We start from the raw sequence: 13,781 nt of genomic DNA on the forward strand, positions 1-13,781 counted from the left end.
AAACCCGCCAGAGGGAGCTTTCATCCGGTGCTGAACAAATGGGACACAACGCTTCCTGCGCCCCTACTGCATTCAGGGCTTCGGCACAACGGGAGGGACCTGTCGACCCCTGCGTCGCGTGGGAAACGTCACAGACTCAAGGGTGCTGGTGGGAGTCTGTTTTCGGCCAGCCGACATCACGGTTCGGCTTCATCGACGGTGAGCGGGCTCCGGGACGGTCAGTTGAGTGTCACCAGACCCTGGAGGAAGGGCAGGTCGACCTCTTCGAGCGAGGTGACCACGGTGCGTCCCGCCACCGGTGCGATCGGGGCGACCGAGGGGACAACCACCACCCTGCAGCCCGCGGCCTCGGCGGCGGCGACGCCGGTCGCGGTGTCCTCGACGACGGCGCATCGGGCCGGGTCCGCTCCGAGGCCGGCGGCGGCGAGCAGATACGGGTCCGGGTACGGCTTGGTGCGCTCCACCTCGTCCCCCGCGATGGTCAGGGCGAAGTTCTCCCGCCCGAGCGAGTCCAGGACGCGGTCGATGATGCGCCGGTGGGACGCGGAGACCAGAGCCGTCGGCACCTCGTGCGCGGCCAGTTCGGCGAGCAGCCGGGCGGCGCCCGGCATCAGCGGCAGTCTGCCGTTCAGGCGCTCCTCGAACACGTCGTTGAGCAGCACCGTGAGCTCCGGGAGCATGATGTCGGCGCCGGTGGCCTCGATGAGGAATCCGGCGCTGCGCGTCATGGGCCCGCCGACCACCACGTGGCGCCATGACTCGTCGAGCACATGGCCGAGACCGGCGAAGACCTCGACCTCGGCGTCCCACCAGAAGCCCTCGGTGTCCACCAGGGTTCCGTCCATGTCCAGGAGTACGGCCTGCAGGGCGGAGCCATCGGCCGAACGGGTACCGACTACGGGGACCGTACTCGTCATCCGCGCACACCTCCGTGAGGGACGAGAAGGCCGGTTCCCAGAGGGGAACCGGCCTGCACTGGATCGACCAGTGTACGACTCGTCCGCGGTGCGCGCTCTGTGAGTTTCTTCGCGCGTGTCACGGCATGTCCTGCGGGTACCGGCAGGGGGCGCGAGTACCCGCGGGAGGTGCGGGTGCTGCCATGACGTGCGGGCTTCCGCAGGAGGTAGCGGTTCCCGCAGGAGGCAGCGGGTACCTGCGCTACCGCGCGTTGAAGTACTTCGCCTCCGGGTGGTGGATGACGATGGCGTCGGTGGACTGCTCGGGGTGGAGCTGGAACTCCTCCGACAGCTGCACACCGATGCGCTCGGGCTCGAGGAGCTGGGCGATCTTGGCGCGGTCCTCGAGGTCGGGGCAGGCCCCGTAACCGAGGGAGAAACGGGCCCCGCGGTACTTCAGCGCGAACATGTCCTCCATGTCGGCCGGATCCTCACCGGCGAAGCCCAGCTCCGAGCGCACGCGCGCGTGCCAGTACTCCGCCAGCGCCTCAGCCAACTGAACGGACAAGCCGTGCAGTTCGAGGTAGTCGCGGTAGGAGTCCGACGCGAACAACTTCGCCGTCTCCTCCCCGATCCGCGAGCCGACGGTGACGACCTGCAGGCCCACGACGTCTGTCTCGCCGGACTCCTCCGGACGGAAGAAGTCCGCCAGGCACAGGCGCCGGCCGCGGCGCTGTCGCGGGAAGGTGAACCGGGTGCGCTCGTTGCCCTGCTCGTCGAGGATGATCAGGTCCTCGCCCTTGGACACGCACGGGAAGTAGCCGTGGACCACGGCCGCCTCGAGGAGGCTCTTGGTCTGCAGCTCGTCCAGCCACCCCCGCAGCCGCGGCCGTCCCTCGGTCTCGACCAGCTCCTCGTAGGTGGGGCCGTCGCCGGTGCGGGCCTGCTTCAGACCCCACTGGCCCTTGAACAGGGCGCCTTCGTCGAGCCAGGAGGCGTACTCCTTGAGCTGGATGCCCTTGACGACCCGGGTGCCCCAGAACGGCGGCGCGGGGACGGGGTTGTCGACGGCGACGTCGGAGCGGACGGCGCCCTCTTCGGGACGCTCCTCGACCTGGACGGTGGCCGCCCGCACCCGGCGCTGCTTCAGCTCCGGCAGGGCCGCTCCGGGCACGCCCCGCTTGACCGCGATCAGGGCGTCCATCAGGCGCAGGCCCTCGAAGGCGTCGCGCGCGTAGCGGACCTCGCCCTCGTAGATCTCGTGCAGGTCCTGCTCCACGTAGGCGCGGGTGAGCGCGGCGCCGCCGAGGATGACCGGGTACTGGGCGGCCAGCTTGCGCTGGTTCAGCTCCTCCAGGTTCTCCTTCATGATCACCGTGGACTTCACCAGGAGGCCGGACATGCCGATGACGTCGGCCCGGTGCTCCTCAGCGGCCTCCAGGATCGCGGAGACGGGCTGCTTGATGCCCAGGTTCACGACGTTGTAGCCGTTGTTCGACAGGATGATGTCGACCAGGTTCTTGCCGATGTCGTGGACATCGCCGCGCACGGTGGCCAGGACGATGGTGCCCTTGCCCTCCGCGTCCGACTTCTCCATGTGCGGCTCGAGGTAGGCCACGGCTGCCTTCATGACCTCGGCGGACTGCAGTACGAAGGGCAGCTGCATCTGGCCGGAGCCGAACAGCTCGCCGACGACCTTCATGCCGTCCAGCAGGGTCTCGTTGACGATGTCGAGGGCCGGCCGGGTCTGCAGGGCCTCGTCGAGGTCGGCTTCCAGGCCGTTGCGCTCGCCGTCGATGATGCGGCGCTTGAGGCGCTCCTCCAGCGGCAGGGCCGCCAGCTCCTCGGCCTTCCCGGCCTTCAGCGACTTCGCCGTGGCGCCCTCGAACAGCTGCATGAGCTTCTGCAGCGGGTCGTAGCCCTCGGAGCGGCGGTCGTAGATCAGGTCGAGGGCGGTGGTGACCTGCTCCTCGTCGAACCGGGCGATCGGCAGGATCTTCGACGCGTGCACGATCGCCGAGTCGAGGCCCGCCTTGACGCACTCGTCCAGGAAGACGGAGTTCAGCAGGATGCGGGCCGCCGGGTTCAGGCCGAAGGAGATGTTCGACAGACCCAGCGTGGTCTGTACGTCCGGGTGGCGGCGCTTGAGCTCGCGGATCGCCTCGATCGTGGCGATGCCGTCCTTGCGGGACTCCTCCTGACCGGTGCAGATGGTGAAGGTCAGGGTGTCGATGAGGATGTCCGACTCGTGGATGCCCCAGTTGCCGGTCAGATCGTCGATCAGCCGCTCGGCGATCTCGACCTTCTTCTCCGGCGTGCGGGCCTGGCCCACCTCGTCGATGGTCAGTGCGATCAGCGCCGCGCCGTGCTCCTTGGCCAGCGCCGTGACCTTGGCGAACCGCGACTCGGGACCGTCGCCGTCCTCGTAGTTGACGGAGTTGATCACCGCACGGCCGCCGAGCTTCTCCAGACCCGCCCGGATCACGTCGACCTCGGTGGAGTCCAGCACGATGGGCAGCGTGGAGGCGGTCGCGAAGCGTCCGGCCAGCTCCTCCATGTCGGCGACACCGTCGCGGCCCACGTAGTCGACGCACAGGTCGAGCATGTGCGCGCCCTCGCGGATCTGGTCCCGGGCCATCTCCACGCAGTCGTCCCAGCGGCCGTCCAGCATGGCCTCACGGAACTTCTTCGACCCGTTGGCGTTGGTCCGCTCGCCGATCGCCAGGTACGAGGTGTCCTGGCGGAACGGCACCGTCTGGTACAGCGAAGCCGCACCCGGCTCCGGCTGCGGCTGCCGCTCGGTCGGCGTGAGTTCCCGGACACGCTCGACGACCTGGCGCAGGTGCTCCGGCGTCGTACCGCAGCAGCCGCCGACGAGGGAGAGGCCGTACTCGTGGACGAAGGTCTCCTGGGCGGCGGCGAGCTCCGGGGCCGTCAGCGGGTAGTGGGCACCGTCCTTGGTGAGGACCGGGAGGCCCGCGTTCGGCATGCAGGACAGCGGGATGCGGGAGTGGCGGGCCAGGTAGCGCAGGTGCTCGCTCATCTCGGCCGGGCCGGTGGCGCAGTTCAGGCCGATCATGTCGATGCCGAGCGGCTCGAGCGCGGTGAGCGCGGCGCCGATCTCGGAACCGAGCAGCATGGTGCCGGTGGTCTCGACGGTCACCGAGACGATCACCGGCAGGTCCAGGCCTGCGACCTCCAGCGCACGGCGGGCGCCGAGGACGGCCGCCTTGGTCTGCAGCAGGTCCTGTGTCGTCTCGACGAGCAGCGCGTCGGCACCGCCCGCGATCATGCCCTCGGCGTTCTGCTGGTAGGCGTCGCGCAGCGTGGTGTACGGCGCGTGGCCCAGCGTGGGCAGCTTGGTGCCGGGGCCCATCGAACCGAGGACCCAGCGCTGACGGCCGTCGCGGGCGAGGAACTCGTCCGCGACCTCGCGGGCCACCCGAGCCCCCGCCTCGGACAGCTCGTACACACGATCGGAGATCTCGTATTCGGCCATGGCCGAGTGGTTCGCCCCGAACGTGTTCGTCTCCACGCAGTCGACGCCCACGGCGAAGTACGCCTCGTGGACGGAGCGGACGATGTCCGGGCGGGTGACGTTCAGGATCTCGTTGCAGCCCTCGAGGTTCTCGAAGTCGTCGAGGGTCGGGTCCTGGGCCTGGAGCATCGTGCCCATCGCACCGTCGGCCACCACGACACGGGTGGCGAGGGCTTCGCGCAGGGCCCCGGCCCGGGCGCGGCTGTCGGACGGGACGGTGGAAGGGGTCGGCAACGAGGCCATGTAGTGCTCCCTGGAGTGCGACGGCTGTCGGCTTTGCGCCCTTCTCATGGAAGGCGCACTCCGTCAGGGTAGCCGGGACGGCCGTCCAGCCGTACGAACGTCCACGGTCCGGACGGCCCGCCTGATCAGGCAGGCTTCGGGATTACGCTCCCGGCCCGGCGGGCAGCCCGGTGCAGGGCTGCTCGCGGAGTTCGGCATGGACCGATAATGTTCAGCATTGTCGAACGGTGTTGGTCGAGGGTTGGGAGGGAGCGCTGCGATGGCGAAGAACATCCAGTCGCTGGAGAGGGCGGCCGCGATGCTGCGTCTGCTCGCGGGTGGCGAGCGCCGGCTGGGCCTCTCCGACATCGCCTCCTCCCTGGGCCTCGCCAAGGGTACGGCGCACGGCATCCTGCGCACCCTGCAGCACGAGGGTTTCGTCGAGCAGGACGGCGCCTCGGGCCGCTACCAGCTGGGCGCGGAGCTGCTCCGGCTCGGCACCACGTATCTGGACGTCCACGAGCTGCGGGCGCGTGCCCTGGTGTGGACGGACGACCTGGCCCGGTCCAGCGGCGAGAGCGTCTACCTGGGCGTTCTGCACCAGCAGGGCGTGCTGATCGTGCACCACGTATTCCGCCCCGACGACAGCCGGCAGGTGCTGGAGATCGGCGCCATGCAGCCACTGCACTCCACGGCGCTGGGCAAGGTCATCACCGCGTACGACCCCGTGGCGCACAGCGAGGCCCTGGACGCCGAGCGCAAGGAGTTCACCGCACGGACCATCAGCGACCCGGAGGGCTTCGAGGGCGTGCTCGACCTGACCCGCGCGCGCGGGTACGCCGCCGACGTCGAGGAGACCTGGGAGGGCGTCGCGTCGATCGCCGCCCCGATCCACGACCGGCGGCGCATGCCCGTCGGCGCGGTAGGGATCACCGGGGCCGTCGAGCGGGTCTGCCTGGACGGGCAGCTGCGCCAGGAGCTCATCGCGGCGGTGCGGGACTGCGCCCGTGCCGTATCCCGGGATCTGGGCGCGACACGGTTCTGACGGTTCGCCGCCGGTCCGTACGACGACACCACGCAGGACTACCACCACGAGGGCCCGCGCAGCGACTGCGCGGGCCCTCGTCGCACACGCCGCCCACACCAGATGCCTGGTGAAGGCACTCCGCACGCGCCGCCCCCGTCGATCAAGGACGGGGTAACGATCGGATTTTTCGCAGACAGAACCTCTTGACGTTCCTGGAGCCCGAGGCAAGACTCCCGTCCATCGGTCGGCATTGTCGAACACCTACCGGCAAAAGCGTTAGAGTGTGACGACGCCAGGGCCGCCCCCAAACGCCCTCACCTGAGGGCGCGAACCACCGGACGGACCCGGGGTTCGCCTTCCCCTGGACGAAGGACAAAGGAGTCGCGGGTGTCCAGCTCCGACATCTTCATCGGCGAGACGATAGGTACCGCCGTACTCATCCTGCTCGGCGGTGGCGTGTGCGCCGCCGTCACCCTGAAGGCCTCCAAGGCGCGCAACGCCGGCTGGCTCGCCATCACCTTCGGGTGGGGCTTCGCGGTCCTCACCGCGGTGTACATCTCGGCCCCGCTCTCCGGCGCCCACCTCAACCCGGCCGTCACCCTCGCCCTCGCGATCAAGGACAACGACTGGAGCAACGTCCCCACCTACTGGGCGGGGCAGCTGCTCGGGGCCATGATCGGTGCCGCTCTGGTCTGGGTCGCGTACTACGGGCAGTTCCTCGCCCACCTCACCGACCGGGAGATCGTCGGCGGCCCGGGCGCGCAGGACACCAAGTCCGTCGAGGCGCAGGAGGCCCAGGCCGGCCCCGTGCTCGGCATCTTCTCCACCGGTCCCGAGATCCGGAACGCGGCGCAGAACCTGGCCACCGAGATCGTCGGCACCGTCGTGCTGGTCCTCGCGGTCCTCACCCAGGGCCTCAACGACAGCGGCAAGGGCCTCGGCACCCTGGGCGCGCTGATCACCGCGCTCGTGGTCGTCAGCATCGGCCTCTCTCTGGGCGGCCCGACCGGCTACGCGATCAACCCGGCCCGTGACCTCGGCCCGCGTATCGTCCACGCCCTTCTGCCCCTGCCCAACAAGGGCGGCTCGGACTGGGGCTACGCCTGGATCCCGGTCGTCGGCCCCCTGGTCGGCGGCGCGATCGCCGCGGGCATCTACAACGTCGCTTTCGCATAGAGACGTCTCTTTCGCACAGAGCCGCAGCCCCGACAGATACGGACTTCCAGGAGCACACCGTGACCGACGCACACACCGCCGGCCCCCTCTCCCACGGCGCAGGGCCGTTCATTGCGGCCATCGACCAGGGCACCACGTCCAGCCGCTGCATCGTCTTCGACCGGGACGGCCGCATCGTCTCCGTCGACCAGAAGGAGCACGAGCAGATCTTCCCCAAGCCGGGCTGGGTCGAGCACGACGCCGCCGAGATCTGGACCAACGTCCAGGAGGTCGTCGCCGGAGCCATCGAGAAGGCCGGCATCACCCGGGACGACATCAAGGCGATCGGCATCACCAACCAGCGCGAGACGACGCTGCTGTGGGACAAGAACACCGGTGAGCCGGTGCACAACGCCATCGTCTGGCAGGACACCCGCACCGACACCCTGTGCAAGGAGCTCGGCCGCAACGTCGGCCAGGACCGCTTCCGCCGCGAGACGGGCCTCCCCCTCGCCTCGTACTTCGCCGGCCCGAAGGCCCGCTGGCTGCTCGACAACGTCGACGGCCTGCGCGAGCGCGCCGAAGCCGGCGACATCCTCTTCGGCACGATGGACACCTGGGTCATCTGGAACCTGACCGGCGGTGTCAACGGCGGCAAGCACGTCACCGACGTCACCAACGCCTCCCGCACCCTCCTCATGAACCTGCACACCCTGCAGTGGGACGAGAAGATCGCCGAGTCCATCGGCGTGCCGACGCAGATGCTGCCCGAGATCCGCTCCTCCGCCGAGGTCTACGGGGAGATCACCGGCGGCAAGCTCGGCGATCTCCTCGGCGGCATCCCCGTCGCCTCCGCGCTCGGTGACCAGCAGGCGGCGCTGTTCGGCCAGACCTGTTTCAGCGAGGGCGAGGCCAAGTCGACGTACGGCACCGGCACCTTCATGCTGATGAACACCGGCGACAAGATCATCAACTCGTACAGCGGGCTGCTCACGACCGTCGGCTACCGGATCGGCGACGACGCCCCGGTGTACGCGCTCGAGGGCTCGATCGCCGTCACCGGCTCCCTGGTGCAGTGGATGCGCGACCAGATGGGCCTGATCAGCACCGCGGCCGAGATCGAGACCCTGGCCCTGACGGTCGAGGACAACGGCGGCGCCTACTTCGTGCCGGCCTTCTCCGGCCTGTTCGCCCCGTACTGGCGCTCCGACGCCCGCGGTGTGCTGGCCGGTCTGACCCGGTACGTCACCAAGGCGCACCTCGCGCGCGCCGTCCTCGAGGCCACCGCCTGGCAGACCCGTGAGATCACCGACGCCATGACCAAGGACTCCGGCGTCGAGCTCGCGGCGCTCAAGGTCGACGGCGGCATGACCTCCAACAACCTGCTGATGCAGACGCTCTCGGACTTCCTGGACGCACCGGTCGTGCGCCCCATGGTCGCCGAGACCACCTGCCTCGGCGCCGCCTACGCCGCCGGCCTGGCCGTCGGCTTCTGGCCGGACACCGACGCGCTGCGCGCCAACTGGCGCCGGGCCGCCGAGTGGACCCCCCGTATGGACGCGGACAAGCGGGACCGCGAGTACAAGAGCTGGCTCAAGGCCGTCGAGCGGACCATGGGCTGGCTCGAAGACGAGAACTGACGAGGAGCAAGAAACACCATGAGCAGCCAGCCCACCCTGCAGACCGCGCCTGCCCTCGGGACGCACCCGGTCTCCGGCTCCCTCCCCAGCCGTGCCGAGACCCGGGAGCAGCTTTCCAGGGCGACGTACGACCTCCTCGTCATCGGCGGCGGAATCCTGGGCATCTCCACCGCCTGGCATGCCGCGCAGTCGGGTCTGCGGGTGGCGCTGGTCGACGCCGGTGACTTCGCCGGCGCCACCTCCTCCGCCTCCTCCAAGCTGCTCCACGGCGGTCTGCGCTATCTACAGACCGGCGCGGTGAAGCTGGTCGCGGAGAACCACTTCGAGCGGCGTGCGGTGTCCCGCCAGGTGGCACCGCACCTGTCCAACCCCCTCACCTTCTACCTGCCGGTCTACAAGGGCGGCCCGCACGGCGCCGCCAAGCTGGGCGCGGGCGTCTTCGCGTACTCGGCGCTGTCCGCGTTCGGCGACGGCGTCGGGCATGTGATCAGCCCGGCGAAGGCGCAGCGCGACGTGCCGGAGCTGCGCACCGAGAACCTCAGGGCCGTGGCCGTGTACGGCGACGACCAGATGAACGACTCGCGTATGGCGCTGATGACGGTGCGCGCGGCGGTCGAGGCGGGTGCGGCCGTCCTCAACCACGCAGAGGTCACCAGTCTGCGCTTCACCAAGGGCCGGGTGACGGGCGCGGAGCTCAAGGACCGCCTGGACGGCACCGAGTTCGGCGTCACCGCCCGTCTCGTACTGAACGCGACCGGCCCGTGGGTCGACCACCTGCGCAGGATGGAGGACCCGAACGCGGCTCCGTCCATCCGTCTGTCGAAGGGCGCGCACCTGGTCCTCAAGCGCACCTCGCCGTGGAAGGCCGCCCTTGCGACGCCGATCGACAAGTACCGCATCACCTTCGCCCTCCCCTGGGAGGACATGCTGCTGCTCGGCACGACCGACGAGGAGTACGAGGGCGACCCTGCGGACGTCGCGGTCAACGAGAAGGACATCGCCCAGATACTCGACGAGGCGGCCTTCTCCGTCCGTGACCAGCAGCTGAAGCGGGAACTGATCACGTACGCCTTCGCGGGTCTGCGCGTCCTGCCGGGTGGCCCCGGCGACACGTCGAAGGCCAGGCGCGAGACGGTGGTGACCGAGGGCAAGGGCGGCATGCTGTCCGTCGCGGGCGGCAAGTGGACCACTTTCCGCCACATCGGCCGTACGGTCATGAACAAGCTGGCGGCCCTGCCCGGGCACCCGCTCGCCGACGACATGGAGCCCATGTCCCACCTGCCGAAGAAGCTTCCGCTGCCGGGCATCTCCAACCCGCAGGCGGTGGCGCACCGGCTGCTGGTCGACGGCGGCACCCCGGGCCCGCGCATGGCCGCGGACACCGCGAAGCACCTCGCCACGCACTACGGCTCGCTCTCCTTCGACATCGCGCGCCTGGCGAACGAGAACCCGGAGCTGGGCGAGCGCATCCACCCCGACGCCCCGGAGATCTGGGCCCAGGTCGTCTACGCCCGCGACCACGAGTGGGCCGAGACGGCGGACGACGTGCTGCGCCGGCGGACGACGCTGACGATCCGGGGCCTGGACACGGAAGACGTACGGGCCAGGGTGAAGGAACTGCTGAACGACAGCACCGGGAAGTAGGCGACAAGACCCGGCAAGTAGCGACAGGGCCGGCACGTAGCAGCGCAGACCGAGGGGTGGCTTCCACGGGGGGAGCCGCCCCTCCGCCCTGCCCATGGTCCGCCATGGCACGGCCTTCGTGCGGGCCTGCCAGGCACGTTCCCGTACCGTGGCATCCCCTCGCACTCCGGACCCGCATAATGGGGCGCAGACATCGGATGTCTGAACGGGAGGCGGGTCCATGGCAGTCACGGACGAGGCGATCGAGAAGATCAAGGGCATGATCGTCTCCGGCGCGCTGCGCCCCGGCGACCGTCTCCCCAAGGAGAGCGAGCTCGCGGCCGAGCTGGGCCTGTCCCGGAACTCGCTGCGCGAGGCGGTGCGCGCACTGTCGCTGATCCGCATCCTCGACGTCCGGCAGGGCGACGGAACGTACGTGACGAGCCTGGACCCCCAACTCCTGCTGGAGGCCCTGAGCTTCGTCGTGGACTTCCATCGCGACGACACCGTGCTGGAGTTCCTGGCCGTCCGCCGCATACTGGAACCGGCCGCGACGGCGATGGCCAGCACCCGTATCAGCGAGGCGGAACTGGACGCGCTGACGGCCCAGCTGGACGCGCTCGGCAACTCGCCCTCGGTGGAGGAACTCGTCGCGTGCGATCTCGAGTTCCACCGGAGCATCGTGCAGAGCTCCGGGAACTCGGTGCTGTGCTCCCTGCTCGACGGCCTGTCGGGACCCACGACGCGGGCGCGGATCTGGCGCGGCCTGACCCAGGAGGACGCGGTCAGCCGCACGCTCCACGAGCACCGCGCCATCCTCGCCGCCCTGCGCGACCGCGACGCGGAGGCGGCCAGGTCCTGGGCGACGGTGCACATCGCGAGCGTGGAGCAGTGGCTGCGGTCGACGCTGTAGCCCGGACCCGGTCCGTGGCGCACGTCGAGGCCTCCGGGCCGGTGGCGGCCTCGCGCATACATTGCCGCAGCGGTGGACATCGGACCTCTCATGGTCCTCCGACGTATACCGCAGCACGAGACGAACACCCCGGCTTCCGGGTGAAGTTGGCGCGAAACAGCTCGGATGACTGCGGGGTGTTCGAAGGTCGCTACCGGGGCAGTGATCCGTTCACTCCCCCGTGCAAGGGGGCTGCGGAGGGCCCCCGCGGACGCCGTAAGGTTGGTCCGTAAGCGAGGGCACGTCGGAAGGAGGCGCTGGGTGATCGAGCTCGAGGGGGTTCCCGAGCTGGTCGACCCGGTCATGGTGGCCGCGTTCGAGGGCTGGAACGACGCCGGCGACGCCGCCTCCACCGCGGTCGCGCATCTCGACAAGGAGTGGAAGGGCGAGGTCTTCGCGGCGCTCGACGCGGAGGACTACTACGACTTCCAGGTGAACCGCCCCACCGTGTGGCTGGACGGCGGCGTCCGCAAGATCACATGGCCGACGACCAGGCTCTCGGTGATCCGCATCGGCGGCGAGAAGCCGCGAGACCTCGTGCTGGTCCGCGGCATCGAGCCGTCCATGCGCTGGCGGTCGTTCTGCAACGAGCTGCTGGGCTTCGCGCACGAGCTCGGCGTGGAGCTCGTGGTCATCCTGGGCGCGCTGCTCGGCGACACCCCGCACACGCGTCCCGTCCCGATCAGCGGGACCACGTCCGACCCGGACCTGGCCCGCAGGATGGACCTGGAGGAGACCAAGTACGAGGGCCCGACGGGCATCGTCGGCATCCTCCAGGAAGCGTGCACGCACGCGGGCGTACCGGCCGTGTCGCTGTGGGCGGCCGTCCCGCACTACGTGTCGCAGCCGCCGAACCCGAAGGCCACGCTCGCCCTGCTGAACCGGCTTGAGGACCTCATCGACCTCCGCATCCCGCTGGGCGACCTGCCCGATGACGCGCGTGCGTGGCAGCTGGGCGTGGACCAGCTGGCGGCCGAGGACAGCGAGGTCGCCGAGTACGTGCAGACGCTGGAGGAGGCGCGGGACACCGCCGAGCTTCCGGAGGCGTCGGGCGAGGCCATCGCCCGCGAGTTCGAACGCTATCTGCGCAGACGGGACGGTGGCGGCCCGGCCTCGGGCCAGGCCGGCGGTCATGCCGCGGACGGCGGCGACGGTGCCCCGTATCTGCGCGAGGGTCCGGCGGACCGCACGCGGCCGCCCAAGCCGCAGCGGCCGGGCAGCGACGACGAGGGCGGCGGGAGCGCGGGAGGAAGCTCCGAGGACTCGCCGGAGGAGTGAGCCGGCGGGTACCGGGGAGTGCGCCGGCCTGAGCAGCGACGGCGCCTCGGCGGAAGTGACGGTCCCAGGACAAGAGAACCGTTCCAGGACAAGAGAGGGGCGGTGCGCCCGGTGGCGCACCGCCCCTCTCCCGTGTGTGGCCTCGTCGGCGTCCGGCTAGAGAGCGACGCCGAGCAGTGCGTCGACGGCGCGCGACACGACGCCGGGCGCCCCCTCGTCCGTACCGCCCTGTTCCTCCTGGAGCACCGCCCAGCGGTCGGCCGCGGCGAGCGCGGCCGGCGCGTCCAGGTCGTTGGCGAGGGCGTCGCGGATCTCCTCGACCAGGGCCTCGGCGGGCGGGCCGTCGGGACGCGAGACGGCGGACCTCCACCGTCCGAGCCTGGCGACGGCCTCCTCGAGGACCTCGTCGGTCCACTCCCAGTCGGACCGGTAGTGGTGGGCGAGCAGCGCGAGCCGTATGGCGGCGGGGTCGACCCCGTCGCGCCGCAGCTTCGACACGAAGACGAGGTTGCCCTTCGACTTCGACATCTTCTCGCCGTCCAGCGCCACCATGCCCGCGTGCACGTACGCCTTGGCGAACGGGTGCTCGCCGGTCAGCGCCTGCGCGTGCGACGCGCCCATCTCGTGGTGCGGGAAGGCGAGGTCCGAGCCGCCGCCCTGCACGTCGAAGCCCATCCCGAGGTGGTCCAGGGCGATGGCCACACACTCGATGTGCCAGCCGGGCCGGCCACGGCCGAGCGAACCGCCGTCCCAGCTCGGCTCGCCCTCACGGGCGGCCATCCACAGCATCGGGTCGAGCGGGTTCTTCTTGCCCGGCCGGTCGGGGTCGCCGCCGCGCTCGGCGGACAGCAGCCGCATGGCGGCGGCGTCGAGGTTCGACACCTCGCCGAAGTGCGGATCGGCCTCGACGGAGAAGTAGACGTCCCCTTCGAGCTCGTACGCGGCACCGGCGTCCCGCAGCCGCTCGACCAGCGGGACGATGCCCGGTATGGCCTCGACGGCGCCGATGTAGTGCTGCGGCGGGAGCATCCGCAGCGCGGTCATGTCCTCGCGGAAGAGGGTGGTCTCCCGCTCGGCGAGCCCGACCCAGTCGACACCGTCGCGCTCGGCGCGCTCGAGCAGCGGGTCGTCGACGTCGGTCACGTTCTGGACGTAGTGAACCTGCCGCTTGGTGTCGAGCCACACGCGCTGCACGAGGTCGAACGCGTTGTAGGTCGCCGCGTGACCCATGTGGGTCGCGTCGTACGGGGTGATCCCGCAGACGTAGATACGGGCGACGGGACCGGGGTCGAGTGTGACGAGGCCGCCGGTCGCGGTGTCGTGGATCCGGAGGTCGCGGCCCTTGCCAGGCAGGGCGGGGACCTCAGAAGCGGGCCAGGCATGCATGACCTGAGCCTAACCGGACGGATGTTCCACATACGAACCGGACCACCGCCGACGACCGGAAAAG

9 protein-coding genes are annotated in these 13,781 nt (G+C 70.2%); 6 read left to right on the plus strand and 3 right to left on the minus strand.

Annotation, left to right across the window (positions count from 1 at the left end; translation table 11 throughout):
• Positions 1-218: 218 nt before the first annotated feature.
• Together ABT009_RS06325 and metH are read right to left on the minus strand one after the other, a co-directional pair.
• Positions 219-917, minus strand: a complete 699-nt coding sequence (locus tag ABT009_RS06325; RefSeq protein ID WP_351290117.1) for an HAD family hydrolase — start codon at positions 915-917, stop codon at positions 219-221.
• Between the two features lie 241 nt (positions 918-1,158).
• Positions 1,159-4,677: a methionine synthase gene (metH, locus tag ABT009_RS06330; RefSeq protein ID WP_351290120.1), complete on the minus strand. Its 3,519-nt coding sequence runs from the start codon at positions 4,675-4,677 to the stop codon at positions 1,159-1,161.
• 259 nt (positions 4,678-4,936) lie between these two features.
• Here metH and ABT009_RS06335 point away from each other — a divergent pair, with 259 nt between their 5' ends.
• The 6 genes from ABT009_RS06335 to ABT009_RS06360 all read left to right on the plus strand — a co-directional run bounded on the left by ABT009_RS06335 (position 4,937) and on the right by ABT009_RS06360 (position 12,331).
• A complete protein-coding gene (locus ABT009_RS06335; RefSeq protein WP_351290122.1) occupies positions 4,937-5,701 on the plus strand; it encodes an IclR family transcriptional regulator in 765 nt (254 codons plus the stop codon).
• Between the two features lie 369 nt (positions 5,702-6,070).
• Complete coding sequence (locus ABT009_RS06340; protein WP_351290124.1) at positions 6,071-6,859, plus strand: MIP/aquaporin family protein; 789 nt, start codon at positions 6,071-6,073, stop codon at positions 6,857-6,859.
• A gap of 59 nt (positions 6,860-6,918) precedes the next feature.
• The gene (glpK, locus tag ABT009_RS06345) at positions 6,919-8,478 is read left to right on the plus strand and encodes a glycerol kinase GlpK (protein ID WP_351290126.1); all 1,560 of its coding nucleotides are present in this window, start codon (positions 6,919-6,921) and stop codon (positions 8,476-8,478) included.
• Between the two features lie 18 nt (positions 8,479-8,496).
• On the plus strand, positions 8,497-10,122 hold the full coding sequence (locus ABT009_RS06350; protein WP_351290128.1) for a glycerol-3-phosphate dehydrogenase/oxidase: 1,626 nt from the start codon (positions 8,497-8,499) through the stop codon (positions 10,120-10,122).
• A 220-nt stretch (positions 10,123-10,342) separates the two neighbouring features.
• Positions 10,343-11,014, plus strand: a complete 672-nt coding sequence (locus tag ABT009_RS06355; RefSeq protein ID WP_351290130.1) for a FadR/GntR family transcriptional regulator — start codon at positions 10,343-10,345, stop codon at positions 11,012-11,014.
• Between the two features lie 300 nt (positions 11,015-11,314).
• Positions 11,315-12,331, plus strand: coding sequence for a PAC2 family protein (locus tag ABT009_RS06360; protein WP_351290132.1), 1,017 nt, complete (start codon positions 11,315-11,317; stop codon positions 12,329-12,331).
• A 156-nt stretch (positions 12,332-12,487) separates the two neighbouring features.
• On the opposite strand, the gene mshC is transcribed toward ABT009_RS06360, so the two are convergent.
• Positions 12,488-13,717 (minus strand): cysteine--1-D-myo-inosityl 2-amino-2-deoxy-alpha-D-glucopyranoside ligase, encoded by a 1,230-nt coding sequence (gene mshC, locus ABT009_RS06365; RefSeq protein ID WP_351290134.1) that lies wholly within the window; start codon positions 13,715-13,717, stop codon positions 12,488-12,490.
• Positions 13,718-13,781 lie beyond the last annotated feature (64 nt).

The sequence above is a fragment of the Streptomyces sp. NPDC002896 genome (assembly GCF_040295225.1).
Lineage (GTDB): Bacteria > Actinomycetota > Actinomycetes > Streptomycetales > Streptomycetaceae > Streptomyces.